The following is a 24,812-nucleotide window of genomic DNA, read 5'->3' as shown; positions in this document are numbered from 1 at the left end:
ATGCTGATAATCTTGTTGACTATCAGTCTGACTCCACAAGCACCCACACGAATTGCTTGATTCAGTTGTTAAAGAGCGGTTGGTTAAGATCTTTCGTCTCAACCGAGGCGCGCATTCTACAGCAGCCTCATTTGCTGTCAAGTGATTATTTTCAGAAGTTTTCGAAGAATTCTTCAACAACTTCAACCACTTGCGCTTCCGATCTCTCGTTAGCGGGAGGCGAATTCTACAGCGTTACTCGCTGTTGTCAACACCTCTTTTTCTCCGCTTTCGACCGAGAAGATCGAACCGTTAAAAGAGTCAAACATCACGACGCTTTCAACTCCTTCCAGGCTTCGATGAACTGAAGCAACCCGCTATCGAAAACCGTATAACTCATTGAATCTCAAGGAGTTTTCCGTTTCGACTGCGCCGGAAGTGGGGCGAATTATAGACCTCCAGAATCTGCCGTCAACCGTTAATTCCGCTTTTTATCAAAACGCCGGAAAAGCCTGCTTATATATAGACGCGCCAGCCCTGAATGCGCAGTATATTGCCCAACACCTAAAACAACACTCAGCTCTTATTTAGGACGATGCCCTGTAATGAATGACCAACCCCGCTCCCTTGCCTCAATGTTGTTTCCGGTTGGCCTGCTATTAATAGCCATGGCATCGATCCAGTCCGGCGCATCGCTGGCCAAAAGCATGTTCCCGGTAGTTGGCGCTCAGGGAACAACCACCCTGCGCCTGATCTTCGCCAGTGTGATCATGTTGTTATTGCTGCGCCCTTGGCGAGCAAAGCTGACAGCCAAGTCATTGCGTACGGTGATCGTCTACGGCATGGCGCTAGGTGGAATGAACTTTCTCTTCTATATGTCATTGCGCACAGTGCCTTTGGGGATCGCCGTTGCCCTCGAATTCACCGGACCACTGGCCGTAGCCATCTATGCATCTCGTCGTGCAATCGACTTTCTATGGATCGGACTGGCTGCAACCGGACTGCTGCTATTGATACCGACGGGGGCAACAACCGCCGGAATCGATTTGGTCGGTGCCGGCTACGCTTTGGGGGCCGGTGCCTGCTGGGCGCTGTACATTCTGTTCGGGCAGAAGGCCGGTGCAGATAACGGAGTCACCACCGCAGCACTGGGCGTGATGATCGCGGCGTTGTTTGTCGCCCCCATAGGCATCGTCCATGCGGGTGCCGCGCTACTGACACCATCACTGATCCCGGTGGCAATTGGCGTCGCCATCCTCTCTACCGCCCTTCCCTATACCTTGGAAATGGTCGCGCTCACGCGTATTCCCGCGCGCACCTTCGGAACATTAATGAGCATTGAGCCCGCGTTCGGTGCGCTGTCAGGTCTGCTGTTTCTGCAGGAATACCTCACGCTGTCACAATGGATGGCGATCCTGTGCATCATTCTGGCTTCCGTCGGCGCCACCATGACCATGGGCAGTGCCGCCAAGCCCGCCATTGCGGCAGATTGAAACAGGATTTGACGAAGGTCTGGCAATTGGCGCTCATATAGGCCATGTTTAGGCCCGTAACCCAATGCCAGACATGGATTTTTTTCGGACAGGGATTTCACAACGCTTACAGCGCAGGCGAATACAGGCAGACCCGAGCGTCAGACTCGCGGCCGCTATAAGGACGGTAATGAAACGAATTTTGATACTGATCGCCGTACTCGCAATCGCGGGCTGTGCGGCGACCTCGAAAACCCAGGTAAAGCACGGCAAGAAAGGGCTGCACATCAACTGTTCGGGGCTCTCGTCCTCTTGGGACAAGTGCTATACCAGCGCAGCCAACTCCTGCGCTCCGAAAGGTTATAAGGTCATCGCCAAGTCGGGGGACTCCGTGGAGGAGCCTGGCGATTATCCATTCGGTCTCAATCCCGCCGGTTACACCAGCCGCAGCATGATCGTCATCTGTAAATAGATCACGGCAGACTGGCGATCTGGCGACCAATCTCGTCATGACTGGACTTCAGCACCGCTCGCTGAATGTCCGGCGTGGCCAGCATCCGCGCCACCACCAGAGCTCCAACGCACTGCGACAGAACCGACCACGCCAGGCTGTCGCTCTCCAGTATCCGCGCCCAACTCTCTTGAAGCCGACAGATCCACAGCTCGGCCTGCTCACGAACCTGAATTTCCGAACGGGCGATTTCCGCACCCAGCGCCGGCAGAGCACAGCCGGATTCAGGCTGTTCAACGTGAGCCATGCTCAAATAGTGTTTGAGACAGCGTTCCAGCCGTTCACGATCCTGTTCGCCCTGCCCGCCCAATCGCGCCAGGCTTTGCCCCAACTCTCGCTCGACGATAGCCGTAAACAGCGCATCTTTCGAGGAAAAGTGACTGTAAAACGCCGCTCCGCTCAGACCAATGGCTTTCATCAAACCATCGACGCCGACCGTGGAAAACCCGTTTTGTTTGGCCGACAACGCGCTGCTCTGCAATAGTTTTTCACGGGTTTCCAGTTTGTGACTGGCGGAATAACGCATGTGTTGATCCTCGAATTGGCCGCCTTGACGTTACTCGGATCCTAGCATAACGTTCGTTCACTTAACGATCGTTTACTAAAGGGGTACACCCATGAATAACAAGAAGGTCGTATTGGTAGTTGGCGCAGGCGATGCGACGGGAGGAGCGATTGCCAAGCGTTTTGCCAAAGAAGGATTCGTCGCCTGCGTCACCCGGCGCAGCGTCGATAAATTGCAGCCACTGGTGGAGGCGATTCAGGCCGAGGGCGGCGAAGCCCACGGTTTTGCCTGCGATGCGCGTAAGGAAGAAGACGTCATTGCCTTGATCGAAGACATTGAAACCCGCCTCGGCCCGATTGAAGCGTTTGTCTTCAACATCGGCGCCAACGTGCCCTGCAGCATCCTAGAAGAAACCGCTCGCAAGTATTTCAAGATCTGGGAAATGGCTTGTTTCTCCGGCTTTCTCAACGCCCGTGAGGTGGCCAAACGCATGGTCACCCGCAAACGCGGCACGATACTTTTCACCGGGGCCACTGCCGGATTGCGTGGTGCGTCGGGTTTCGCTGCATTCGCCGGAGCCAAACACGGCATCCGCGCCTTGGCGCAAAGCATGGCGCGCGAGTTGGGACCAATGAACATTCATGTCGCCCATGTCGTGGTCGATGGTGCTATTGATACCGACTTCATCCGCACCAGTTTCCCTGAGAAGTACGCCACCAAGGATCAGGACGGCATCCTCAATCCCGAACACATCGCCGAAAACTATTGGTATCTGCACAGTCAGCCACGGGACGCATGGACATTCGAACTGGATCTGCGCCCCTGGAACGAACGCTGGTAAATCCACCGCCCATAACAATAAGTAGAGAGCAGCGATAATGACGAAAACCGTGGAGTTCTATTTCGACCTTGGCAGCCCTGCCACGTACCTGGCCTACACCCAGCTGCCGAAAATCTGCGCCGATACCGGCAGCGAGCTGATCTATATCCCGATGTTGCTCGGCGGCGTATTCAAGGCAACCGGCAATGCTTCTCCGGCAATGATTCCGGCCAAGGGTCGGTACATGTTTCAAGACCTGGATCGCTACGCAAAACGCTATGGCGTGCCCCTCAGGTTCAATCCGCACTTCCCGATCAATACGCTGATACTGATGCGTGCCGTCACCGGCATACAACTGCGCCAGCCGGAACGCTTTCAAGCGTTTATCGACTGCTTGTTCAGCGCATTGTGGGTAGAAAGCCGAAGCCTGGACGAACCGGCTACAGTCGCCGCTGTGTTGAGCGAACACGGCTTTGATCCCGGTGAAGTCCTGGCGTTGACCAACGACGAAACCGTCAAGGCTGCATTGAAAGACAATACCGAGACGGCCGTTAAACGTGGTGTTTTCGGTGCCCCAACCATGTTTATCGGCAATCAGATGTTCTTCGGCCAGGATCGTCTCGACTTCGTCGAGGAAGCGTTACGCCAATCCTGAATCGACAAAAAACTCAGGCGCTGATTTCAGCGCCTGAGTTGTACACGATCAGATTGCAGCAGTACGCGTATTCAGCCATTCCAACGCTGCACCTTCGAGCAACGGGCTCAAGCGCTCTCGCACTTCAGCGTGGTATGCGTTGAACCACTGTTTCTCTTCCTGAGTCAGCAACGATGGCAGCAGGCAGCGTGTATCGATCGGACACAGGGTCAAGGTTTCGAATTTGAGGAACTCACCGAATTCGCTACTCCCCGCCACCTGATTCATCGCCAGGTTCTCGATGCGCACGCCCCAACGGCCCGGACGATAAGTGCCCGGCTCAATGGAGGTGATCATCCCCGGTTGCATCGCGGTTTGCGGTGCCGCCACTGCCTGGTAGGCAATCACCTGCGGGCCCTCGTGCACGTTGAGGAAATACCCCACGCCGTGACCGGTGCCGTGACCGTAATCGACGCTTTCGGCCCAGATCGGCGCGCGTGCGATAGCGTCGAGCAGCGGCGACAGAATGCCTTTGGGGAACTGTGCCCGTGACAGCGCAATCACCCCTTTCAACACGCGCGTGCAATCGCGCTTCTGCTCTTCGGTCGGTGTGCCGACTGGCACCATACGTGTGATATCAGTGGTGCCGCCCAGGTATTGACCACCGGAGTCGATCAGCAGCAGACCATCACCCTCGATCACCGCGTGCTCTTCTTCGGTGGCGTGATAGTGCGGCATCGCGCCATTGGCGTTGAATGCAGCGATGGTGTTGAAACTCAGCGAAACATAATCCGGGCGACGCTCACGGGCAGCGGTGAGTTTTTCGTCGATGGTCAGTTCGGTAATGCGTTCGCGGCCCCAGGCCGACTCCAGCCAGGCGAAAAACTCGCAGAGTGCCGCGCCGTCCTGTTCCATGGCTTTACGGATGTGCTGGGCGTCAGCTTCACTTTTTTGCGATTTGGCCAGCGTGGTCGGGTTCAAGCCTTCGACCAGTTTCACGCCGCTATCGAGGTTATCCAGCAGACCACTGGTTACGCGCGCGGGGTCCACCAGCAGGCTCGCGCCACTCGGTACGGCACGCAGAGCGTCGGACACTTCGGTGTAATCACGCAGCGTTACGCCGTCTTCCTCCAGCACTGCCCGCAAATCAGCATCAACCTTGCTCAACGCCACGAACAGCGTGGCTTGCTGTTGATTGATCAACACGAACGAAACAAACACCGGGTTGAACGACACGTCACCGCCACGCAAATTGAACAACCACGCGATGTCGTCGAGGGTGGCGATGAAGTGCCAATCGGCGCCGCGCTCCTGCAACGTCTCGCGCAGTTTGGCGAGCTTCTCGCCGCGACTGACAGTCGCTTGCGGCGGCAAATGCTGATAGATCGGCGCATTCGGCAGGCTTGGGCGATCGCTCCAGACTTCCTTGAGCAGATCGATATCGGTGCGCAGACGTGCGCCGCGTGCTTCGAGCTTGCTGCCCAACGTGCGGGCGGAAGCCACCGCCATCACCGCGCCATCGACCGCAACCACACCACCTTCCGGTGTTTGCTCAGCCAGCCAATCCAGCGGGCTCGGTTGACCCGGTTGCAGCTTGACCAGTTCGATACCGCTGCCTTTGAGCTCATTGGTCGCCTGTTCCCAATAACGACTGTCAGCCCAGACACCGGCGAAATCGTCAGTAACAATCAAAGTCCCGACCGAACCATGGAAACCCGAGAGCCACTGCCGACCTTGCCAGTAACCCGGCAGGTATTCCGACAGATGCGGGTCGGCGGACGGCACCAACAGCGCATGAATGCCTTCGCGGCGCATCAGTTCACGGGTGTGCGCCAGGCGCTGGGGAACCGATCCTTCGGTCAAAGTCTGGGTACTCATCATGTCTCCTGCCAATCACTTCATCGTTATTGTTCGTCACCGGAACAACCGGCGCGTTAAAGCCCTGTCGCCCAGAATGCCGGAGCACTGGCGCAGGCGGTCTTGATCAGTTGCGCGGCCTTGTCGATGTCTTCGGCAGTGGTGAAACGGCCGAGGCTCAAGCGGATGGTACGCCCGGCCAGATGCGCATCATGCCCCAGGGCCAACAGCACATGCGACGGCGTGTTGCTCGCGGAATTGCACGCCGAAGTCGCGGAAAACGCCATCGAATGGCTCAAAGCCGCGCTGTTGAATTCGCCCTCGCTGAAGGTCAGGCTCAAGGTATGCGGAATGCGCTGGGTGGCACTGCCATTGAGGCGCATGCCCGGCAGGCTCAGCAGTTGTTCAAGCAAGCGTTCGCGCAACGCGGCAATGGTTTTTTTCTCTTCATCGAATGCAGCGGCGGCCAAGGCAAATGCGGCGCCCATTGCGGCGATCTGGTGGGTCGCCAAGGTGCCCGAGCGCAAACCGCTCTCGTGTCCGCCGCCGTGAATCTGCGCTTGCACGCGCTGCTGCGCCCGGGGACCGACGTACAGCGCGCCGATCCCTTTGGGACCGTAAAGCTTGTGTGCTGAAAACGACATCAGGTCGACCGGCCACTGCGCCAGATCAATCGCCACCTTACCTGCACCTTGCGCCGCGTCAACATGGAACAACGCCGCGCGACCACGGACGATTTCACCGATGGCCGGGATGTCGTTGACAGTGCCAAGTTCGTTGTTGACCAGCATCAGCGACACCAGAAAAGTGTCGTCACGCATGGCTTCGCTGACCGCTTGCGGGGTAATCAAGCCATCGGCGTCCGGCACAAGGTAGGTCACGGCAATGCCGGCGTCCTGCAACTGGCGGGCGGTATCGAGGATGGCTTTGTGTTCGATCTGGCTGGTAATGATGTGGCCGCCGGGCACACCGCGCGCCTGGGCGACGCCTTTGAGGGCGAGGTTGTTGGACTCGGTGGCACCGGAGGTCCAGACGATCTGTTCGGCTTGCGCGCCGACCAGTTCGGCGACTTGCCGGCGGGCCTGCTCGACCGTTTGCCGGGCTTGCTGGCCGAACGCGTGGGAGCTGGAGGCCGGGTTGCCGAAATTACCGTGGAACCCCAGACATTCGATCATCACCTGGATGACCCGCTCGTCCACCGGGGTGGTGGCGGCGTAATCGAAATACAACGGACGTATGTTCATAAAAGACTCGCAGAGCGTGTTCCGGGATCAGGAGGCTCGTATCTGCAAACGGCACTGCGCAGCCTTGTGAGCTGCGCGTCGGTTCGAGAGCGTCATCAATACCTGATCGGATGCCGTTAAAGAAGAACAACTTCATTTAAAAGTGCGTAGGAACGCTCCTGAAGCCGAGCTTAACAGGCATCGGGCCGGCGGTTGAAGCAATGCGTCAGCTAAAGCTTTCGAGAAGTAACGGGTACAACGAAATCACCAGTAACGCCGCCATGCCCCAGTTGAACACGCGCAGCCAGCGCGGATCTTTCAACACATTGCGCAACAGCGTGCCGCATGCGGCCCAGACGCCGACGCTCGGCAAGTTGATGATGGCGAACACCGCGGCGATCACGACCACATTGGTGAAGTAGCCCTGCATCGGCGTATAGGTGCTGATAGCACCGATGGCCATTATCCACGCCTTGGGATTGACCCACTGGAACGCCGCAGCGCCAAGGTAACTGATCGGTTTGGCGTCGCCTTCGACGTTGTCACCGACAGGCCCCGAGTGCGCGATTTTCCACGCCAGATACAACAGGTACGCCGCGCCGACATAGCGCAGAACTGTGTAGAGAAGCGGGTAAGTCTGAAATACCGCACCCAGGCCAAAGCCTACGGCGACAACCAACACGAAGAAACCGCAGGTTATGCCGAGCATGTGCGGGATGGTTCGGTTGAAACCGAAATTAACCCCCGATGCGAGCAACATCGTGTTGTTCGGTCCCGGTGTAATCGAGGTGACAAGGGCAAACAGGGCAAAGCCCAGCAAAAGATCAAGCGAGAGCGTCATGGGTTCAATCCGTCAGGGTCATTCAGATGTTGACCCTATCCCACGCGGCCCGGCAAACCCACGGACAGTTGGGAAAAACTTCGAGCAGTACAGTTTTCTTCTAGCTTGGACGACCGTGCAGCTGTACCGCACGTTCTGCGCTCATTTCGGCTTGCTTGTCGAATTGCGACTGACCCAGCAATCGGGCTTTCTTCGCGTGGTATTCGTCGAAGGACAAACCGCTGCGGTTCAGCGCTTCCATCGCCAGTTCGCGGGATTCTTCTGCGGTGTAGGGGCGCAATTCCGGGGAAACATGGCTGGCGCAACCAGAGAGAACGGAGACAGCGAGCAATAGGGAGACAGTCAATAAACGATTCATGGGAGCGTCCTGGCGAGCAATGTGGGGGTCGATGGACAAAGGCTACGCCCGGGCACACTCGCGCAAAAATCATCGCTCTCAATAGTGGCTATCAGAAAATCAGCATCACCGGTCTATATCTCCTAATGATCTATAAATATCAATTAACGTTCTTTTACGGAATATCAATCAACCTTTATAAATCCCTGCATGCATTTGCCACTGTTGCTCCAGCAACTGTTGCCCAGGCAACAGTGGATCAACAATCCGGCCGCTAATTCACATAGCCGACCCCGACCGGAACGCTCAATGCCCCGCAAACCGGGCCCTCCAGGAATTGGTACAGCACTTGCTCAAGCCCAGTGACTTACTCACTGCTCGCTGAGCAACTGTTGAAAAAGGAACTGATCATGTCGCGTCCTCTGAAAGTCGTCGCCCTGTCCGGCGGCACCTGGCGTCCATCGCGCACGTTGGTGCTGACCCAAGCCCTACTGAGCGAATTGGCCGGGCACTTGCCGATCGAGAGCCATCTGATCGAACTCGGTGACATCGCCCGTCCGCTGGGTGGCGCCCTTTCGCGCCAAGAGTTGAGTGCGGAAGTCGAAGCCGAGCTGCAAGCCATCGAACAGGCCGACCTGCTGATCGTGGCCGCACCGGTTTATCGCGGTTCCTATCCGGGTCTGCTCAAGCATTTGTTCGACCTGATAGACCTCAATGCGCTGATCGATACACCGGTGTTGCTGGCGGCTACTGGCGGCAGTGAACGCCATGCGCTGGTACTCGATCACCAGCTTCGCCCGCTGTTCAGTTTCTTCCAGGCCGTGACGCTGCCGATCGGCGTGTACGCCACCGAGGCCGATTTCGCCGATTACCAGATCACCAGCGAGCCATTGAAAGCGCGGATCCGCTTGGCCGCCGAGCGTGCCGCGCCGTTGTTCGCGACGCAAATCAAACCGTTGCTGAAGATCGCCTAAGGAGCTGTTCATGGATGTTTTCTGGTTCCTGCCGACCCACGGCGACGGCCACTACCTGGGTACCACTCAAGGTGCGCGCCCGGTCACGCTCAATTATTTGAAACAAGTCGCGCAAGCCGCGGACAGTCTCGGTTATCACGGTGTGCTGATTCCCACCGGACGCTCCTGCGAGGACTCGTGGGTGATCGCCTCGGCGCTGGTGCCGTTGACAGAACGCCTGCGTTATCTGGTGGCGATTCGCCCGGGGATCATTTCGCCGACGGTGTCGGCGCGCATGGCGGCGACGCTGGATCGACTGTCCAACGGCCGCTTGTTGATCAACGTGGTGACCGGCGGCGATCCGGACGAGAACCGAGGCGATGGCAGTTTCCTCAGCCACAGCGAACGCTACGAAGTCACCGACGAATTCCTCAGGATCTGGCGCCGGGTGTTGCAAGGCGAATCAGTGGATTTTGAAGGCAAGCATCTCAAAGTGCAGAACGCCAAGGCGTTGTACCCGCCGGTGCAGAAGCCTTATCCGCCGCTGTACTTCGGTGGCTCGTCCGACGCAGCACATGATCTCGCCGCTGAACAAGTCGACGTCTATCTGACATGGGGTGAACCGCCGGCTGCCGTCGCCGAGAAACTTGCCGATGTGCGCGAGCGTGCGGCGCGTCATGGTCGCAAGGTCAAATTCGGCATTCGCTTGCATGTGATCGTCCGCGAGACCGCCGAGGAAGCGTGGAAGGCGGCGGACAAACTGATCGAACACATCAGTGATGAAACCATTGCGGCGGCGCAGAAATCCTTCTCCCGTTTCGACTCCGAAGGCCAGCGGCGCATGGCGGCATTGCACGATGGCCGTCGCGACAACCTGGAAATCGCACCCAACCTGTGGGCTGGCGTCGGCCTGGTGCGTGGCGGCGCCGGCACTGCACTGGTCGGCGATCCGCAGCAAGTCGCGGCGCGGATCAAGGAGTACGCGGACCTGGGCATCGAGAGCTTCATTTTCTCCGGCTATCCGCATCTGGAAGAGGCTTACCGGTTTGCCGAACTGGTGTTTCCGCTGTTGCCGGAGCCATACGCGCGCTTGGCCGGACGCGGCGTGACCAACCTCACCGGGCCGTTTGGCGAAATGATTGCCAACGATGTGTTGCCCGCCCAAGCCAAGGCCTGAAAACGCCCACTGTAGGAGTGAGCCTGCTCGCGAAAGCGGTGTGTCTGCGCCGGTGATGTCGACTGTGCTGACCTCATCGCGAGCAGGCTCACTCCTACAGATAATCGCGTCGATTTGATGAGGAACACCGCGTGACCGCCAAACCGCAAAGTACCTTGCTGTCCCCCTTGCAGACTGCCCGTCAACTGGCCGCTGAATTTGCCCTGACCGCCGTCGAACGCGACGAGCGCGGTGGCACCCCGAAAGCCCAGCGCGATGCCCTGCGTGACAGCGGCCTGCTGGCCCTGAGCATTCCGACCCGCTACGGCGGTCTCGGCGCGAGCTGGAGTGAAACCCTGCAGATCGTCCGCGAGTTCGCCAAAGTCGACAGTTCCATCGCCCACGTCTTCGGTTTTCATCACCTGATGCTCGCCACCGTGCGCCTGTTTTCTCGCACCGAGCAATGGCAGCCATGGTTCGAACAGACCGCCCGCCAGAACTGGTTTTGGGGTAACGCCTTGAATCCGCTCGACACCCGCACGGTGGTCAAGGACTTCGGTGGCTGGCGTGAGTTTTCCGGCAAGAAAAGCTTCTGCTCCGGCGCCACCGACTCGCAGATGCTCATCGCCTCGGCAGTGGATGAAAGTGCTGGCGGCAAATTGCTCATCGCCGCGATCCCTACGGGCCGCAGTGGCATCACCTTACATGATGACTGGAACAACATCGGCCAGCGCCAGACCGACAGCGGCAGCGCCACCTTCGAACGGGTGCGGGTCGAGGAATCGGAACTGCTGCTCGACCCCGGCCCGCTGAGCACACCTTTCGCCTGCCTGCGCCCACTGATTGCGCAACTGACCTTCACGCATATGTTTCTCGGGATTGCCGAAGGGGCTTTCGAAGAAGCGCGAAATTACACCCTGAGCGAAACCCGCCTCTGGCACAAATCCGCCGCGCGCGATGTGCGTGAAGATCCTTACGTGCTCGCGCATTACGGCGAGTTCTGGGTTGCACTGGAAGGCATTCGCCTGCTGGTCGAGCGCGCAGCAGCGCTGCTTGATCAGGCGTGGGCCAAAGGTCCGAACCTCAGCGCCGAAGAACGCGGACATCTGGCCACGGCGATTGCCACCGCCAAAGTCGCCGCCAGCCGTCAGGGCCTCGACATTTGCAGCCGCTTGTTTGAAGTCACCGGCGCACGGGCGACTCACGCCTCGCTGCGCCTGGATCGACACTGGCGCAACCTGCGCACGCAAACCCTGCACGACCCGCTGGATTACAAACTCCATGAGCTGGGCGACTGGGCGCTGAATCAGGCGCTGCCGGTACCGACCTTCTATTCCTGACCTGCCTGCATTTGAACTAAAAAGAAGGACGAGCCCATGCAACTGCTGACTCTACCGCCCTCACCCGCCCTGGCCACGTCGATCCGCGCCACCGCGCAGGTGTTCGAAGACCCGAAGTCCCAGGCCCTGCTCGCGCATTTGCAACAGGTCGCGCCGAGCGAAGCCAGCGTGCTGATCATCGGTGAGACCGGCACCGGCAAAGAGCTGGTAGCGCGGCACATTCATAACCTGAGCAACCGCCGTCATCGGCCATTCATCGCGGTCAATTGCGGCGCGTTTTCCGAGTCACTGGTGGAGGCTGAACTGTTCGGCCACGAAAAAGGCGCCTTCACCGGCGCGCTGAGTGCCAAGGCCGGGTGGTTCGAGGAAGCGGATGGCGGCACGCTGTTCCTCGATGAAATCGGCGATTTGCCGATGGCGATTCAGGTGAAGTTGTTGCGGGTACTGCAGGAGCGCGAAGTGGTGCGGCTAGGGTCGCGCAAAAGCATCCCCATTGATGTGCGAGTGCTGGCGGCGACCAACGTGCAGCTGGAGAAAGCGATCAACGCCGGGAATTTTCGCGAGGATCTCTATTACCGACTCAACGTGGTCAATCTGGAATTGAACCCATTGCGCGATCGGCCCGGCGATATCCTGCCGCTGACCCGGCATTTCATCGAGGCCTACAGTCAGCGTCTGGGTTACGGCCGGGTCAGCATCAGCCCCGGCGCGGAAAACAAGCTGCGCAGCTACAGTTGGCCGGGCAACATCCGCGAACTGGAAAACGTCATCCATCACACGCTGCTGATCTGCCGCAACGGTGTGATCGAACGCGATGACTTGCGTCTGTCGAACCTGCGTATCGAACGCCCGGACGATCACCACGCCAGCCCCGACGATTCACCGGAAGCGTTGCTGGAGCAAGCCTTCCAGAAACTCTTCGCCCAACAGGCCGGGGCGTTGCACGAAAAAGTCGAAGACGCTTTGCTACGCGCCGCCTATCGCTTCTGCCATTACAACCAAGTGCACACCGCAGCGTTGCTCGGTCTGAGCCGCAATGTCACCCGCACGCGGTTGATCAGGATCGGCGAACTGGCGGTGAACAAGCGGCGTATGACGGAAAACCTGCAAGGTGAGCGGCTGATCCAGTTGTCGATCTAACCGACCAGGGTGCAGTGCAATGCATCGTCGTGACTACGGGCGATGCTGCTCAGCACCTGGAACGAATTGAAGGTGACGGTTTTCGCCTGATGGGCGCGGATCAACTGCCAGAAATCCTGCTCGCCGCTTTCGAAACTGCGAAACGCGGCCTCCCCGGCCTCGCGCGTCTGCCACTGCAAAAAACTCAAGACCCGCCGGCCATCGTCGCTGGCTTGCACGCTTGCACTGACAAAACCGTCGTAGCGCTGGGCCAGGCGTTCAGTCTGCAACGACAGTGCCGAGACCAACGACGATTGTTGCCGAGGCTCGATCTCGAATTCGATCAATTGGGTAAAGCTGCGGTTTTGCGCTGATGCTTGCATGAAAAGTCCCCACTCATCGTAAAACGAGTCTTGCGACTCGAAGAACCGCAGGGTAAAACCTCTAGTTAAGTCAAGGTCAAGAGCTTTTTCAGCATGATCAGCAAGGAAAACGTGCACAAGCCACTCACTGTTGGCGAGGTCGCGGCGCGCAGCGGTGTCGCGGTCACGGCCCTGCACTTTTATGAGTCCAAGGGTTTGATCAAGAGCCAGCGCAATGCCGGCAATCAGCGCCGTTATGCGCGAGCCGTGCTGCGCCGGGTGGCGCTGATCAAGGTCGCACAACGTTTAGGGATTCCGCTGGCGGAGATTGGCGAGGCACTGAAAATCCTCCCGGACGATCGCGCACCGACGGCGGCGGACTGGAAGATGCTCTCGGAGCGATGGCGGCGAGAACTGGATGAACGGATCAATCAACTGACGTTGCTGCGTGACCGGCTCACCGGCTGCATCGGTTGTGGTTGTCTGTCGATGGAGGCGTGCCCGTTGCGCAATCAGGGCGATGTGCTGGGCGAACAAGGGCCGGGAGCGCACTTTCCAACCTGAGTGAAATCTTCTGGGTAAATGTAAAACTTGTGGTGAGGGGATTTATCCCCGATGGGTTGCGAAGCAGCCCCTAAGCCTCCCAGCGCGGTAATCCTGAAAGAATGAATCGGCAGGTTTTAGGGCTGCTTCGCAACCCATCGGGGATAAATCCCCTCGCCACAGTTATATAACTGTTCAAAGTGAAGTGACTGCTCGTCGGGCGAAATTCCTAGCCGTGAAGACAGTTCTATAGTGATTCTTCCGCCGATGCGGTGAAGCCGCATTTCGTAAAACAAAAATCAGGGAGAACGTCATGAGCGTAAAACCCATCCCCGAGGGGTATCACAGCATTACCCCGTATCTCGGCATCGAAAAAGCCGCCGAGGCCATCGACTTTTATAAGAAAGCCTTTGGCGCTAACGAAGTCATGCGCCTGGACATGCCTGATGGCCGCGTCGGCCACGCGGAACTGCGCATCGGTGACAGCGCGATCATGCTCGGTACGCCGTGCGATCAAGGCCCCTTGAGCGGGCCGGACACAGCGATTTCGGTCGGTTTGCATCTGTATGTGACGGATGTCGACAAATCATTTCAACGGGCCCTGGATGCCGGGGCGACGACGGTGTCCGAGGTCAAGGATCAGTTTTATGGTGATCGCAGCGGGACATTGAAAGATCCGTACGGGCATCTGTGGTTTCTCGCCTCGCGCAAGGAAGATTTGACCGAGGAGCAAATCAAGCAGCGGGCGATGGAGATGTTCCAGCAGAGTTGAGATTTGCTGTGTGATCAATGGCCTCTTCGCGGGCAAGCCCGCTCCCACAGGATTTTGCGGGGTGACATAGATAGTGGTCACACTAAAGCTCCCTGTGGGAGCGGGCTTGCCCGCGAATGGGCCATCACTGACAACACACTTCATGAACCGCCACACCACATTTAGCCCCTTGCCCCGAACCCCGGACAATTTCAGGATGCATCCCACAAGCACCCTGAAAAAGGATCAGCCCGATGTTTGCCGGATTTCTCAAAGACCAGCGCCACGTCAACGGCGTCGACATTGCCTACCGACTCGGCGGCAGCGGGCCGGGGCTGTTGCTGCTGCACGGCCATCCGCAGACCCATGTGATCTGGCACAAAATCGCCGAACAACTGGCCGAGCACTTCACCGTGGTCGCCGCCGACCTGCGCGGTTACGGCGACAGCAGTCGGCCCGCCGCCGATGCGCTGCACCGCAATTATTCAAAACGCGAAATGGCCCGGGACAACGTCGAACTGATGAAGGCGCTGGGTTTCGAGCAGTTTGCGATCCTCGCCCACGACCGTGGCGCTCGGGTCGCCCATCGCCTGGCCCTCGACCACCCCGCCGCTGTGCAACGCATGATGCTGCTGGACATCGCCCCGACCCTGGCGATGTACGCACAAACCAACGAAGCCTTCGCCCGGGCCTACTGGCACTGGTTTTTCCTGATCCGCCCGGCGCCGCTGCCGGAAACCTTGATCGAGGCCGATCCCGAATCGTACCTACGCAGCGTGATGGGCAGTCGCAGCGCCGGGCTCAAGCCGTTCACTGAACAGGCGTTCGGTGAATACCTGCGTTGCTTGCAGCTACCCGGCAGCGCTCGGGGGATCTGCGAAGATTACCGCGCCAGCGCCGGCATCGATCTGGAGCATGATCGCGCCAACATTGCCGCAAGCCAGCATTTGAATCTGCCGCTGCGGGTGCTGTGGGGCGCTGACGGTGTCGTCGGACGCTGCTTCGATCCGCTCGGGGAATGGCAGCAAGTGGCGACGCACGTGACAGGCCAGCCGCTGCCCGCCGGCCACTATCTCGCCGAAGAAGTCCCGCAACTACTGCTCGCGCAAGCGCTGGATTTTCTGCGCTGAACGGAGCCTGCCAATGTCGATGCTATGCTGGCGGCTTCTGCCGACAGCGCCCGTGTGGGCGACGATATTCCTGGCCAGCACATCGGCCGGCGTCTGGTCAGCAACCGGCGAGTGCTGTGTGCGGCACCGAGCTATCTGCAGCGACGCGGCACACCGCAGACGCTCGATGAGTTGCAGCAACACGATTGCCTGGTGATCAAGGAACGCGACAACGCGTTCGGCATCTGGAATCTGGATCGCGACGGCACGCAGGAAAGCGTGCGGGTCAGCGGGCCTTTATCGTCGAACAACGGCGAGATTGTCATGCAATGGGCGCTCGATGGGCGTGGGATATTGCTGCGCTCGTTGTGGGATGTGAAGCCGCTGCTGGATGACGGACGTCTGGTTCAAGTGCTCGAGGATTACAGTCAAAGTGCCAACGTCTGGGCGGTGTACCCGACGCGACTGGCGCATTCGGGGAAATTGCGTGCGTGTGTGGAGTTTTTGCAGGCGCATTTCCGGGATCTGTCCCTGTAGCCCAACCACCATAAAACCCTGTGGGAGCTGGCTTGCCAGCGATGGCGTCGGTTCAGCCAATACAAATGCAAGATGTGCCGGCCTCATCGCTGGCAAGCCGGCTCCCACAAGTTACGCTTTCAATTCAGCCAGGGATTGGCGGCCAGATGCTCGCGTTCAAAAGCCTTGATTTGCTCGCGGCGCTGCAAGGTGCTGCCGATGGCATCCAGCCCCAGCAACAACGCCGTCTTGCGCAGCGTATCAATCTGAAAGTCGATCACCGAGCCACCGGCCAGACCGATCTGCTGTGCCTCCAGGTCGATACTGATCCGCGCACTGTCGGGCTGACTGACCAGTTGTGCGATCTGCTGGACCTGCGCCTCTTCCAGGGTAATCAACAACACCCCGTTACGTTGGCAGTTGTCATAAAAAATCCCGGCAAAACTGCTGCCGATCAACGCGCGAATGCCCATCTGCTGCAAGCCCCACACCGCATGTTCACGACTGGAGCCGCAGCCGAAATTCGGCCCGACCAGCAGAAAACTCGCGCCCTGCCACGCCGGCTGGTTCAACACGAACGCAGGATTGGGCGTGCCATCGGCGAGAAAACGCAAATCGAAAAACACGCCACGATCCAGCCCCTGACGATCGATGCCCTTGAGAAACTGCTTGGGCATGATCACGTCAGTGTCGACGTTGGCCGCGAGCAGCGCTGCGGCCTGGCCGCTGACCTGAGTGAAGGGTTGCAGGCTCATGGGCGTTCTCCAAAGTGGCGGATGTCGGTGAGTCGACCGCTGATCGCAGCGGCGGCGACCATCGCCGGGCTCATCAGATGGGTGCGCGCGCCGGCGCCCTGACGGCCCTCGAAATTGCGATTGGTGCTTGAAGCACAGCGGTCGCCGGGGGCCAGGACGTCGTCGTTCATCGCCAGGCACATCGAGCAACCGGACTGACGCCATTCGAAACCGGCGTCGATAAAGATCTGCGCCAACCCTTCAGCCTCAGCCTGAGCGCGAACTTCGCTGGAGCCCGGCACGATCATCGCCCGCACATGCGCGGCCACCTGTTGCCCGCGCACGACGCTGGCGGCGTCACGCAAATCTTCGATCCGGGCATTGGTGCATGAGCCGATAAAGGCATGGCTGATGACGATATCGCCTAGCGCCATACCCGCTTCAAGACCCATGTAATTGAGCGCGCGACGCATGTCCTGGCGCAGGATCGGGTCGTCGATGTCTTGTGGGTCCGGTACTCGCGCACCGATGGCGGCGGCCTGATCCGGGCTGGTGCCCCAGGTGACCATCGGTTCCAGCAGACCCGCATCAAGATGAATTTCCCGGTCAAACCGCGCACCCGGATCACTGCGCAATTCACGCCACGTTGCCACTCCGCGTTCCCACAGTTCACCTTCAGGCGCACGCGGTTTGCCTTTGAGATAGGCGAATACTTTGTCGTCCGGCGCCATGAACGCACCGCGTGCACCGGCCTCGACCGCCATGTTGCAGATGGTCATGCGCGCTTCGACACTCAGGGCAGCAATGGTCGAACCGCAGAACTCGATGGCGTAGCCGGTAGCCCCGGACGCGCCGATCCGGGCGATCAGCGCCATGATCACATCCTTGGAGGTCAGACCCGGCGCCAGTTGGCCATCGACTGTCACGCGCAGGCTTTTCAGGCGTTTGTAAACCAGCGTCTGCGAGGCCAGCAGATGCTGGATTTCCGAGGTACCAATGCCGAAACCGAAAGCGCCGAGGGCGCCATAGGTGGTGGTGTGGCTGTCGCCGGCGGCGATCACCATGCCCGGCAGAATAAAACCCTGCTCGGGGGCGATCACATGTTCGATGCCCTGGCGCTTGTCGAGAATGTCGAGCAATTCGATACCGAAGTCCCGACAGTTTTCCGCCAGATATGACACTTGCCGGGCGCCACCCGCGTCGGGCATCGCCGCGACCCGCTGCGGTGCGGTCGGGTTGACGTGGTCGACCACCGCCAGCGCCGTCCCCGGGCGCCATACCTCGCGCCCGGCATCACGCAAACCGCTGAAGGCCTGTGGACTGGTGTATTCGTTGATCACCTGACGATCTATGTACAACAGGACGTGGCCCTGATCGTCGAGGCGACACACCGTGTGCGAATCGATGTGTTTGTCGTAAAGGGTTCTGGGGGTCATGAACAGCACTCACGCAGGGAATCCGGGTGAGCTCCATCATAGGCAGCGGCGAGTTGCCATCAATCGGCAGACAGTGATCGCGTCGTCCATGAATCGTGTTTGATCTGCCGGGCCCCGAGGTCCCGTCCCCTGCGGTAATTGTGCTGACCAAGCGAATTGCGAAACATTTGCTTTCATATCGCTTTTCGGGATTTGCCACGCTCATTCGTCCTATAGAGATGCAGGCCGTTCGCGTAGGCAAAAGCCACGAGCGCCTTTCGGGGATTCCCGTGCTGCGAAGCCCGTAGCCCGCTCCCTTCCACCGAAAACAAGACGCGCAATCATGTCGAAGAAATCCCGTTCAAAACTATGGTTCCTGGTGCATAGCTGGCTGGCGTTGCCGATCTGGTTTTTTGTCCTGATCGTCTGCGTGACCGGGACACTGGCGGTGGTCAGCCAGGAAATCGTCTGGCTGGCCAACCCGCAAATGCGCGCCAGCCAGCCGTCGGATGACGCCCCGCTGCTCAGTTACGATCAGGTGCTGGCGGCGATCAAAAAAGCCGAGCCACAGACAATCGTCGAAAGCATCAGTCGTCCGGACGAGTCGCACTTTGCCCTCGATGTCGAAGTCAGCTACCCCGACGGGCGCTCGCTGACGGTCTACGTCAACCCGTACACCGGCGTCATCCAGGGCACCGCGCCCACCTTCGACTTCAAGGCTTTCACCCGCGCCCTGCACGGCTGGTGGCTGGTGCCGTTCACCAACGGCTACAGCTGGGGCTGGTACCTGGTGTCGTTTCTCGGCGTGCCGATGCTGGTGTCATTGATTACCGGCCTGGTGGTCTACAAACGCTTCTGGAAAGGCTTTCTGCGCCCGACCCTGCGAGTGCGCCACGGCGCACGGATTTTCTGGGGCGACTTCCATCGACTGTCCGGTATCTGGTCAATCTGGTTCATTGCGGTGATCTCCATCACCGGCATCTGGTTCCTGATTCGGGCGTTCCTGTTCGACAACCAGATTTCAATCTCGAGTGAACCGATCATTCCGGCCATGTCCCGTGAAAGCGTGCCGATTTCCACAGCCGGCACGCCGCCCCCGCGCATCAGCCTGGATCGCGCCGTCGAAATCGCTCAGCAGGAGATTCCGGGACTGGAAGCCAGTTTCGTCAGCCTGCCGGGTAACGCTTACAGCCACATGAGTGTCGGTGGTCGCGGCTGGTATCCGTTGATGTTCCAGACCGCGACACTCAATCCGTACAACGGTGATATGGCCGCTTCACGTTTGCTCTCCGATCGCTCCTCGCTGGAGTTCGTCACGGAATCCATGCGCCCGCTGCACACCGGTGACTTCGGCGGTATCTGGATCAAGCTGATCTGGTTTTTCTTCGGCCTGCTGCTGAGCATGATGGTGCTCAGCGGCTTGCTGATCTGGACCAAACGCACTGCCCTCGCTACCGCGAACGCGCTCAAACGCGAAGACAAGAAAAACCGCACCAAGGCACAAGCGGTCATGAGCCGTGAACCTTCGGAGGCCACCCAATGAGCAAATCCAAAACGACTGCGGCGCCCTCGCCACTGGCGCGTTTCTGGCGCAAATGGCGGTTTCATATCAACATCCTGTTGCTGTTGATCCCGCTGGGCTTCATGCCCAAGTACTTCGCCGACGCTTCGTTGTTCCGCGGCGACAGCGGCCTGGGACAACATGAAATCGGCAATATCCAGGTCGGGCCATGGAGTCTGCGCCTGGCCGAACTGCGTGACCAGGCCCCCATCCTCACGGGCCCGGCCGGCTACATGAAAGACTTCAGCGCAGCCCTGTGCGATACCTGTGTCGAACAGGTCAAAGCCACCTACCTGCGCATCGGCAAGCCGCGCAGCCTGCGCGCAGCCGGAACCATCTTCTTTGGCACGCCCTACCGCATGGGCACACAAATGCCGATCCCGGAAAAGACCAAAACCGACGCAGAACTGTGGATCACCATGGAAGGCTGGGACGGCAGCATGCATCAGGCCTCGATTCCCCTGAGCCAGGCCTCCCCCGCCACTGTCGCCTGGCTGAATAAACAAGGAGCCAAACCATGAGCCCTGCCAAACATCCTTCCCGCCTGCGGCTGGGCGCCGCGCTGCTGGTGCTGTGCGCCGGTTTCAGTGCCAGCGCCCTGGCGCACAACCCGATGTGCGAATGCAAAGCCATCGACGCCGAGCAGATCAAATGCACCGGTGGTTTTTCCGACGGCAGTGGCGCACCGGGGGTGACCCTGGACGTGATCGGCTACGACGAAACCATTCTGGTGCCGGGCAAGCTCGGTAGTGATTCGACGCTGACCTTCAAGAAACCCGGCGCCGAGTTCTACGTGCTGTTCGACGCCGGCCCCGGCCACGTCGTCGAAATCGACCAAGCGGATATCGAAGCCCCATGACCACGCCCACCACACAAATCGTGCGCCCGGCCGGTGCCGGTCATGAAACCCTCAACGTTCTGCTGCTGTGCCTGCTGATCCTCGCGCTGGCCGGTTCCGTGGTGGCGTGGCGCGGGGTGTCCCATGACCCGGAACCGGTCGCGAGCGATCAACTCGATGCTCGCCGCGACCTGAGTGCCGCCGAGCAAGGCATTTATGCCGACCTGCGCGTGACCCTGGACGAAATCCGCTTGCTGCGTGAAGAGCAGAAAACCCTGCCGACGCCACAAAACCTCGCGGATGAAGGTTTTGCGCCGTTTGCGCAGGACGCGAGTTCCGTCAGCCGTGGCGGTCATGCCTGGCAAATGCAGGCAGACACCGCCTACTTCGGCCACAGCCAGACGCCTGCCGTTGCCGGTTCGTTTCTGATGCGCATCGACAGCGACGACAAGGCTGCGCCGGATATCTGGCTCAACCGTGACGCCGCTCTCACGGCGCCGCAGGATCTGACCGACGCTGCGCTGTCTGCCGCTGGCTGGAAACAGATCGTCACGCAATACGATGCCGGGGTTACCCGCGAACATCGCCATTGATTCCTCGCCCTCAACCGAGAGAAGACCGTTTGCCCATGTCCATTTCATTGCCTCGTCGTCCTTTATTACGTCTGTTTCTGCTTGGCCTTTGCGCCTGTCTGCTGAGCCCGTTGGCCAGCGCCGATGAGGCCAAGCGCCTGCGCATCGGCATTACCCTGCATCCTTATTACAGCTATGTGGCGAACATCGTCGGCGACAAGGCCGAAGTCGTCCCGTTGATCCCGGCCGGTTTCAACCCGCACGCCTACGAGCCGCGCGCCGAAGACATCAAGCGCATCAGCGGCCTCGATGTGATCGTGCTTAATGGCGTGGGCCATGATGACTTCGCCGACCGCATGATCGCCGCCAGCGAAACACCGAAGATCAAAACCATCGAGGCCAACGAAAACGTGCCGCTGCTGGCCGCCACAGGAGTCGCCGCACGGGGTGCCGGCAAAGTGGTCAACCCGCACACCTTCCTGTCGATCAGCGCCTCCATCGCGCAGGTCAACAACATCGCCCGGGAGTTGGGCAAAATTGATCCGGACAATGCCAAGACCTACACCCAGAACGCTCGCGCCTACGGCAAACGCCTGCGGCAGATGCGTGCCGATGCGTTGGCCAAACTGACCCAGGCGCCGAACGCCGAACTGCGTGTCGCCACCGTCCACGCGGCTTACGACTATCTGCTGCGCGAATTCGGCCTGGAAGTGACGGCCGTGGTCGAACCTGCACACGGGATCGAACCGAGCCCCAGCCAGTTGAAGAAAACCATCGACCAACTGCGCGAACTGGACGTGAAGGTGATTTTCTCGGAAATGGATTTCCCGTCCACGTACGTCGAAACCATTCAGCGTGAGTCGGGTGTGAAGCTGTACCCGCTGTCGCACATTTCCTACGGCGAATACACCGCCGACAAGTACGAAAAGGAAATGACCGGCAACCTCAACACCGTGGTTCGGGCGATTCAGGAGTCGGGGGCATGACTGTAAAAGAAACCCTTTCTGACACCTCCAAATCCCCTGTGGGAGCGAGCCTGCTCGCGAAGGCGCCCGATAAACCAACATCTTTATCGAATGACGCACCGCTATCGCGAGCAGGCTCACTCCTACAGGGTTTCGGGCCGACGCTGGATTTTGCGGGGGTTTGCCTGACGCTGGGCCACACCACGATTCTCGACAACGTCACCTTTCAGGTTCAGCCCGGCAGCGTCCATGCACTGGTCGGCCCCAACGGTGGCGGCAAGAGTTCGCTGATCAAGACCCTGCTCGGGCAGATGCCGCACCAAGGCCAGCTCAGCCTGCAATGGCCCCGCGAGCCCGGCACCATCGGCTACGTGCCGCAGGCGCTGGAGTTTGATCGCGGCTTGCCGATGACCGTCGACGATTTCATGGCTGCGATGTGCCAGCGCCGCCCGGCGTTTCTCGGCTTGAGCAAGCACTACGCCGGCGCCATCGGCGAGGCACTGGAACGGGTCGGCATGCAGGACAAACGCAAACGGCGCATGGGCGCGTTGTCCGGTGGTGAACGTCAGCGGGTATTGCTCGCGCAAGGCCTGATCCCTGCCCCGCAACTGCTGGTGCTGGATGAGCCGATGTCGGCCCTCGATGAGGCCGGGATCCAGGTGTTCGAGCGCCTGCTCGGCGACTGGCGCGCGGCGGGCATTACCGTGCTGTGGATCGAGCATGATCTGGAAGCAGTCGGGCGTCTGGCCAATCGCGTCACCGGCCTCAACCGTCGCGTGCTGTTCGATGCCACGCCACAACAGGCGCTGACCCCGGAACGTCTGCTGAGCCTGTTTTCAACCCATCCACGGAGCGCTGTCTGATGAGTTATGAAGCCTTTCGCTTGATGGTTCAGGGCTGGGCGTCCTCCGGTTACCTGCCGGAAGCGCTGGCCTATGGTTTTGTGGTCAACGCGCTGCTCGCCGGCCTGTTGATCGGCCCGGTACTGGGCGGGCTCGGCACGCTGGTGGTGGTGAAACGCTTTGCGTTTTTCTCCGAAGCGGTCGGCCACGCCGCCTTGACCGGGGTGGCCATCGGCATTCTGCTCGGCGAACCTTACACCGGACCGTATGGCAGCCTGTTCGGCTACTGCCTGCTGTTCGGCATTCTGCTCAATTACCTGCGCAACCGCACCGGCCTGGCGCCGGACACTCTGATCGGCGTGTTCCTGTCGGTATCGCTGGCGCTGGGCGCGAGTCTGCTACTGATTCTGGCGGGCAAGATCAACGTGCACATTCTGGAAAACGTGCTGTTCGGTTCAGTCCTGACCGTCAATGGCAATGATCTGGCAGTACTGGCCATCGTCGGTTCACTGGTCATGGCTTTGGCGCTGCCGCTGTACAACCGCATCATGCTGGCCAGTTTCAACCCTCAGTTGGCCGCCGTGCGCGGCGTGGCGGTGAAGACCCTGGATTACCTGTTCGTGATTCTGGTCACGCTGATCACTGTGGCGGCGGTAAAAGTCATCGGCGCGATTCTGGTCGGCGCGTTGCTGGTGATTCCGGCAGCGGCGGCGCGCTTGCTCAGTCAGTCGCTCAAGGGCTTTTTCTGGTGTTCGGTGCTGATCGCCACCGTCAGCACGCTGTGCGGAATTCTCGCCCCCATCGTATTCGATCTGCCGATCCCGTCCGGCGCCGCGATCATTCTGGTCGCCGGCATTGCTTTCGCCCTCGCCGCCATCGCGCGCGGGGTTGTCCCGAGTCTGAAAGGGAATCTTGGATAAATGACGTTTTCATTGCGCAACCTGACCCTGGCCATGGCCCTGTGCGGCGTGGTCTGCACTCCGCTGATGGCCGCTGAAAGCAGCAAGCCCTTGCGGGTGCTGGCCTCGCTACCGATCACCTACGGCTTGGGCGAAGTGCTGCTCAAGGGTACTGACATCAGCCTCGAACGCGCCGCACCGGCAAATTTGCCGGGCAGCCGTCAGACCGCCTATTTCACCGGTCGCGGCGCCCCGGCGCTGAGCAAACTGGCGACCGGGGCTGACGCGGTGATCGGCGTGCGTTCGCTGTGGGTCGATGATCCGCTGTATCCGATCGCCCGACGCAGCAATATCCGTATCGTCGAGGTCGATGCCGCACGCCCGGTTGATGGCGCCCTGCCCGGCATCGCCGTGCAACCGGGCTCGAAGGTCGATGGCTTGAACAGTCAGCCGTGGCTGGCGAGCAACAATATGGGACGCATGGCCGACGTGATGGCGGCGGATCTGGTGCGTCTGGCACCGGCTGCCAAACCGAAGATCGAAGCGAATCTGGCGGCGTTGAAACAGCGCCTGCTCAAACTCAGTGCCGACAGTGAGGCGCGTCTGGCCAGTGCCGATAACCTGAGTGTGATGAGTCTGAGCGATCACTTCGGTTATCTGATCGGCAGCCTGAACCTGGAGCTGATCGGACAGGATCCACGTCCTGATAGCGAGTGGACGCCGCAGGATCTGAAGCAATTGACGGCGACGCTCAAGGACAATGATGTGGCGGTGGTGTTGCATCACCGGCAGCCTTCGGACGCGGTGAAAGCGGCGATTGCCGAGTCGGGTAGTCGTCTGCTGGTGCTGAGTACCGATGCGGCGGATCCGGTGGCTGAGCTTGAGGGGAATGTGGATCTGCTGCTCAAGGGATTGAGCGGCGCGTAATCGCACTGGAGACCGAGTCATCGTTCATCGC

At 59.7% G+C, this 24,812-nt stretch carries 27 protein-coding genes and 1 pseudogene; 20 read left to right on the top strand and 8 right to left on the bottom strand.

The window, feature by feature from the left end:
- Window positions 1-584 precede the first annotated feature (584 nt).
- Both rhtA and AC3WMT_RS11160 read left to right on the top strand, forming a co-directional pair.
- Window positions 585-1,472 (top strand): threonine/homoserine exporter RhtA, encoded by an 888-nt coding sequence (rhtA, locus tag AC3WMT_RS11165; protein WP_103304827.1) that lies wholly within the window; start codon window positions 585-587, stop codon window positions 1,470-1,472.
- 169 nt (window positions 1,473-1,641) lie between these two features.
- Window positions 1,642-1,923, top strand: coding sequence for a hypothetical protein (locus tag AC3WMT_RS11160; RefSeq protein ID WP_103304826.1), 282 nt, complete (start codon window positions 1,642-1,644; stop codon window positions 1,921-1,923).
- 1 nt (window position 1,924) lies between these two features.
- On the opposite strand, the gene AC3WMT_RS11155 is transcribed toward AC3WMT_RS11160, so the two are convergent.
- Window positions 1,925-2,488, bottom strand: a complete 564-nt coding sequence (locus AC3WMT_RS11155; protein WP_103304825.1) for a TetR/AcrR family transcriptional regulator — start codon at window positions 2,486-2,488, stop codon at window positions 1,925-1,927.
- 91 nt (window positions 2,489-2,579) lie between these two features.
- On the opposite strand from AC3WMT_RS11155, the gene AC3WMT_RS11150 reads away from it, so the two are divergent.
- The gene (locus tag AC3WMT_RS11150) at window positions 2,580-3,308 is read left to right on the top strand and encodes an SDR family oxidoreductase (RefSeq protein WP_103304824.1); all 729 of its coding nucleotides are present in this window, start codon (window positions 2,580-2,582) and stop codon (window positions 3,306-3,308) included.
- A gap of 37 nt (window positions 3,309-3,345) precedes the next feature.
- Complete coding sequence (locus AC3WMT_RS11145) at window positions 3,346-3,942, top strand: 2-hydroxychromene-2-carboxylate isomerase (RefSeq protein WP_103304823.1); 597 nt, start codon at window positions 3,346-3,348, stop codon at window positions 3,940-3,942.
- A 48-nt stretch (window positions 3,943-3,990) separates the two neighbouring features.
- On the opposite strand, the gene AC3WMT_RS11140 is transcribed toward AC3WMT_RS11145, so the two are convergent.
- The 4 genes from AC3WMT_RS11140 to AC3WMT_RS11125 all read right to left on the bottom strand — a co-directional run bounded on the left by AC3WMT_RS11140 (window position 3,991) and on the right by AC3WMT_RS11125 (window position 8,200).
- On the bottom strand, window positions 3,991-5,799 hold the full coding sequence (locus AC3WMT_RS11140) for an aminopeptidase P family protein (RefSeq protein ID WP_103304822.1): 1,809 nt from the start codon (window positions 5,797-5,799) through the stop codon (window positions 3,991-3,993).
- A gap of 56 nt (window positions 5,800-5,855) precedes the next feature.
- Window positions 5,856-7,022 carry an aminotransferase class V-fold PLP-dependent enzyme gene (locus AC3WMT_RS11135; RefSeq protein ID WP_103304821.1) on the bottom strand — a complete coding sequence of 389 codons (1,167 nt, stop codon included), beginning with the start codon at window positions 7,020-7,022 and terminating at the stop codon, window positions 5,856-5,858.
- Window positions 7,023-7,227: 205 nt separating this feature from the next.
- Entirely contained in the window at window positions 7,228-7,842 is a 615-nt protein-coding gene (locus tag AC3WMT_RS11130) for a LysE family translocator (RefSeq protein WP_103304820.1), read from the bottom strand.
- A gap of 100 nt (window positions 7,843-7,942) precedes the next feature.
- Window positions 7,943-8,200 carry a hypothetical protein gene (locus AC3WMT_RS11125; RefSeq protein ID WP_103304819.1) on the bottom strand — a complete coding sequence of 86 codons (258 nt, stop codon included), beginning with the start codon at window positions 8,198-8,200 and terminating at the stop codon, window positions 7,943-7,945.
- Window positions 8,201-8,589: 389 nt separating this feature from the next.
- Between AC3WMT_RS11125 and msuE the strand changes: the two genes are divergently transcribed.
- The 4 genes from msuE (at window position 8,590) to AC3WMT_RS11105 (ending at window position 12,768) form a co-directional block, all read left to right on the top strand.
- A complete protein-coding gene (msuE, locus tag AC3WMT_RS11120; RefSeq protein ID WP_103304831.1) occupies window positions 8,590-9,153 on the top strand; it encodes an FMN reductase in 564 nt (187 codons plus the stop codon).
- Window positions 9,154-9,163: 10 nt separating this feature from the next.
- The gene (ssuD, locus tag AC3WMT_RS11115) at window positions 9,164-10,309 is read left to right on the top strand and encodes an FMNH2-dependent alkanesulfonate monooxygenase (RefSeq protein WP_103304818.1); all 1,146 of its coding nucleotides are present in this window, start codon (window positions 9,164-9,166) and stop codon (window positions 10,307-10,309) included.
- Between the two features lie 131 nt (window positions 10,310-10,440).
- Window positions 10,441-11,628, top strand: coding sequence for an acyl-CoA dehydrogenase family protein (locus AC3WMT_RS11110; RefSeq protein WP_103304817.1), 1,188 nt, complete (start codon window positions 10,441-10,443; stop codon window positions 11,626-11,628).
- Window positions 11,629-11,664: 36 nt separating this feature from the next.
- Complete coding sequence (locus AC3WMT_RS11105) at window positions 11,665-12,768, top strand: sigma-54 interaction domain-containing protein (RefSeq protein ID WP_103304816.1); 1,104 nt, start codon at window positions 11,665-11,667, stop codon at window positions 12,766-12,768.
- On the opposite strand, the gene AC3WMT_RS11100 is transcribed toward AC3WMT_RS11105, so the two are convergent.
- Complete coding sequence (locus AC3WMT_RS11100) at window positions 12,765-13,130, bottom strand: antibiotic biosynthesis monooxygenase (protein WP_103304815.1); 366 nt, start codon at window positions 13,128-13,130, stop codon at window positions 12,765-12,767. The two genes, AC3WMT_RS11105 and AC3WMT_RS11100, sit on opposite strands and share 4 nt — an antisense overlap.
- A gap of 93 nt (window positions 13,131-13,223) precedes the next feature.
- Here AC3WMT_RS11100 and soxR point away from each other — a divergent pair, with 93 nt between their 5' ends.
- The 4 genes and pseudogenes from soxR to AC3WMT_RS11080 all read left to right on the top strand — a co-directional run.
- Window positions 13,224-13,673, top strand: a complete 450-nt coding sequence (gene soxR / locus AC3WMT_RS11095) for a redox-sensitive transcriptional activator SoxR (protein ID WP_103304814.1) — start codon at window positions 13,224-13,226, stop codon at window positions 13,671-13,673.
- Between the two features lie 292 nt (window positions 13,674-13,965).
- Window positions 13,966-14,424, top strand: coding sequence for a VOC family protein (locus AC3WMT_RS11090; RefSeq protein WP_103304813.1), 459 nt, complete (start codon window positions 13,966-13,968; stop codon window positions 14,422-14,424).
- 233 nt (window positions 14,425-14,657) lie between these two features.
- Window positions 14,658-15,533, top strand: coding sequence for an alpha/beta fold hydrolase (locus AC3WMT_RS11085; RefSeq protein WP_103304812.1), 876 nt, complete (start codon window positions 14,658-14,660; stop codon window positions 15,531-15,533).
- Between the two features lie 51 nt (window positions 15,534-15,584).
- Window positions 15,585-16,049, top strand: a pseudogene (locus AC3WMT_RS11080) (LysR substrate-binding domain-containing protein); the annotation flags it as partial.
- Window positions 16,050-16,168: 119 nt separating this feature from the next.
- Here the strand turns inward: AC3WMT_RS11080 and leuD are convergent.
- Both leuD and leuC read right to left on the bottom strand, forming a co-directional pair.
- A complete protein-coding gene (gene leuD / locus AC3WMT_RS11075) occupies window positions 16,169-16,783 on the bottom strand; it encodes a 3-isopropylmalate dehydratase small subunit (RefSeq protein WP_103304810.1) in 615 nt (204 codons plus the stop codon).
- Window positions 16,780-18,198, bottom strand: coding sequence for a 3-isopropylmalate dehydratase large subunit (gene leuC, locus AC3WMT_RS11070; protein WP_103304809.1), 1,419 nt, complete (start codon window positions 18,196-18,198; stop codon window positions 16,780-16,782). The genes leuD and leuC overlap by 4 nt, the downstream gene beginning before the upstream one ends.
- Before the next feature lie 322 nt (window positions 18,199-18,520).
- Between leuC and AC3WMT_RS11065 the strand changes: the two genes are divergently transcribed.
- The 8 genes from AC3WMT_RS11065 to AC3WMT_RS11030 are packed head-to-tail and all read left to right on the top strand — an operon-like array spanning window position 18,521 to window position 24,781.
- A complete protein-coding gene (locus AC3WMT_RS11065; RefSeq protein WP_103304808.1) occupies window positions 18,521-19,720 on the top strand; it encodes a PepSY-associated TM helix domain-containing protein in 1,200 nt (399 codons plus the stop codon).
- The gene (locus AC3WMT_RS11060) at window positions 19,717-20,259 is read left to right on the top strand and encodes a PA2404 family protein (RefSeq protein WP_103304807.1); all 543 of its coding nucleotides are present in this window, start codon (window positions 19,717-19,719) and stop codon (window positions 20,257-20,259) included. The genes AC3WMT_RS11065 and AC3WMT_RS11060 overlap by 4 nt, the downstream gene beginning before the upstream one ends.
- The gene (locus tag AC3WMT_RS11055; RefSeq protein ID WP_103304806.1) at window positions 20,256-20,597 is read left to right on the top strand and encodes a hypothetical protein; all 342 of its coding nucleotides are present in this window, start codon (window positions 20,256-20,258) and stop codon (window positions 20,595-20,597) included. The genes AC3WMT_RS11060 and AC3WMT_RS11055 overlap by 4 nt, the downstream gene beginning before the upstream one ends.
- A complete protein-coding gene (locus AC3WMT_RS11050) occupies window positions 20,594-21,169 on the top strand; it encodes a DUF6162 family protein (protein WP_103304805.1) in 576 nt (191 codons plus the stop codon). The genes AC3WMT_RS11055 and AC3WMT_RS11050 overlap by 4 nt, the downstream gene beginning before the upstream one ends.
- Window positions 21,170-21,204: 35 nt before the next feature.
- On the top strand, window positions 21,205-22,134 hold the full coding sequence (locus AC3WMT_RS11045) for a metal ABC transporter substrate-binding protein (protein WP_103304804.1): 930 nt from the start codon (window positions 21,205-21,207) through the stop codon (window positions 22,132-22,134).
- Window positions 22,131-22,976: a metal ABC transporter ATP-binding protein gene (locus AC3WMT_RS11040; RefSeq protein WP_103304803.1), complete on the top strand. Its 846-nt coding sequence runs from the start codon at window positions 22,131-22,133 to the stop codon at window positions 22,974-22,976. Before AC3WMT_RS11045 ends, AC3WMT_RS11040 begins: the two co-directional genes overlap by 4 nt.
- Window positions 22,976-23,875 carry a metal ABC transporter permease gene (locus AC3WMT_RS11035; RefSeq protein ID WP_007917717.1) on the top strand — a complete coding sequence of 300 codons (900 nt, stop codon included), beginning with the start codon at window positions 22,976-22,978 and terminating at the stop codon, window positions 23,873-23,875. Before AC3WMT_RS11040 ends, AC3WMT_RS11035 begins: the two co-directional genes overlap by 1 nt.
- Window positions 23,876-24,781, top strand: coding sequence for a metal ABC transporter substrate-binding protein (locus AC3WMT_RS11030; protein WP_103304802.1), 906 nt, complete (start codon window positions 23,876-23,878; stop codon window positions 24,779-24,781). It begins immediately after the preceding gene.
- Window positions 24,782-24,812 lie beyond the last annotated feature (31 nt).

It is taken from the genome of Pseudomonas sp. FW305-7 (genome assembly GCF_058786735.1).
Note: the sequence above shows the minus strand (reverse complement) of the source record. Positions and strands in the feature narration are given on the sequence as shown.

Excerpts from the sequence above, each read along its gene's own strand:
- AC3WMT_RS11100 (WP_103304815.1), bottom strand. The coding sequence starts at position 13,130 with ATGCAAGCATCAGCGCAAAACCGCAGCTTTACCCAATTGATCGAATTC.
- AC3WMT_RS11085 (WP_103304812.1), top strand. The coding sequence starts at position 14,658 with ATGTTTGCCGGATTTCTCAAAGACCAGCGCCACGTCAACGGCGTCGAC.
- rhtA (WP_103304827.1), top strand. The coding sequence starts at position 585 with ATGAATGACCAACCCCGCTCCCTTGCCTCAATGTTGTTTCCGGTTGGC.
- AC3WMT_RS11150 (WP_103304824.1), top strand. The coding sequence starts at position 2,580 with ATGAATAACAAGAAGGTCGTATTGGTAGTTGGCGCAGGCGATGCGACG.
- ssuD (WP_103304818.1), top strand. The coding sequence starts at position 9,164 with ATGGATGTTTTCTGGTTCCTGCCGACCCACGGCGACGGCCACTACCTG.
- leuC (WP_103304809.1), bottom strand. The coding sequence starts at position 18,198 with ATGACCCCCAGAACCCTTTACGACAAACACATCGATTCGCACACGGTG.
- AC3WMT_RS11125 (WP_103304819.1), bottom strand. The coding sequence starts at position 8,200 with ATGAATCGTTTATTGACTGTCTCCCTATTGCTCGCTGTCTCCGTTCTC.
- AC3WMT_RS11035 (WP_007917717.1), top strand. The coding sequence starts at position 22,976 with ATGAGTTATGAAGCCTTTCGCTTGATGGTTCAGGGCTGGGCGTCCTCC.
- AC3WMT_RS11050 (WP_103304805.1), top strand. The coding sequence starts at position 20,594 with ATGACCACGCCCACCACACAAATCGTGCGCCCGGCCGGTGCCGGTCAT.
- AC3WMT_RS11105 (WP_103304816.1), top strand. The coding sequence starts at position 11,665 with ATGCAACTGCTGACTCTACCGCCCTCACCCGCCCTGGCCACGTCGATC.
- AC3WMT_RS11045 (WP_103304804.1), top strand. The coding sequence starts at position 21,205 with ATGTCCATTTCATTGCCTCGTCGTCCTTTATTACGTCTGTTTCTGCTT.
- AC3WMT_RS11155 (WP_103304825.1), bottom strand. The coding sequence starts at position 2,488 with ATGCGTTATTCCGCCAGTCACAAACTGGAAACCCGTGAAAAACTATTG.
- leuD (WP_103304810.1), bottom strand. The coding sequence starts at position 16,783 with ATGAGCCTGCAACCCTTCACTCAGGTCAGCGGCCAGGCCGCAGCGCTG.
- AC3WMT_RS11040 (WP_103304803.1), top strand. The coding sequence starts at position 22,131 with ATGACTGTAAAAGAAACCCTTTCTGACACCTCCAAATCCCCTGTGGGA.
- AC3WMT_RS11030 (WP_103304802.1), top strand. The coding sequence starts at position 23,876 with ATGACGTTTTCATTGCGCAACCTGACCCTGGCCATGGCCCTGTGCGGC.
- soxR (WP_103304814.1), top strand. The coding sequence starts at position 13,224 with ATGATCAGCAAGGAAAACGTGCACAAGCCACTCACTGTTGGCGAGGTC.
- AC3WMT_RS11060 (WP_103304807.1), top strand. The coding sequence starts at position 19,717 with ATGAGCAAATCCAAAACGACTGCGGCGCCCTCGCCACTGGCGCGTTTC.
- AC3WMT_RS11145 (WP_103304823.1), top strand. The coding sequence starts at position 3,346 with ATGACGAAAACCGTGGAGTTCTATTTCGACCTTGGCAGCCCTGCCACG.
- AC3WMT_RS11135 (WP_103304821.1), bottom strand. The coding sequence starts at position 7,022 with ATGAACATACGTCCGTTGTATTTCGATTACGCCGCCACCACCCCGGTG.
- AC3WMT_RS11065 (WP_103304808.1), top strand. The coding sequence starts at position 18,521 with ATGTCGAAGAAATCCCGTTCAAAACTATGGTTCCTGGTGCATAGCTGG.
- AC3WMT_RS11055 (WP_103304806.1), top strand. The coding sequence starts at position 20,256 with ATGAGCCCTGCCAAACATCCTTCCCGCCTGCGGCTGGGCGCCGCGCTG.
- msuE (WP_103304831.1), top strand. The coding sequence starts at position 8,590 with ATGTCGCGTCCTCTGAAAGTCGTCGCCCTGTCCGGCGGCACCTGGCGT.
- AC3WMT_RS11160 (WP_103304826.1), top strand. The coding sequence starts at position 1,642 with ATGAAACGAATTTTGATACTGATCGCCGTACTCGCAATCGCGGGCTGT.
- AC3WMT_RS11140 (WP_103304822.1), bottom strand. The coding sequence starts at position 5,799 with ATGAGTACCCAGACTTTGACCGAAGGATCGGTTCCCCAGCGCCTGGCG.
- AC3WMT_RS11090 (WP_103304813.1), top strand. The coding sequence starts at position 13,966 with ATGAGCGTAAAACCCATCCCCGAGGGGTATCACAGCATTACCCCGTAT.
- AC3WMT_RS11130 (WP_103304820.1), bottom strand. The coding sequence starts at position 7,842 with ATGACGCTCTCGCTTGATCTTTTGCTGGGCTTTGCCCTGTTTGCCCTT.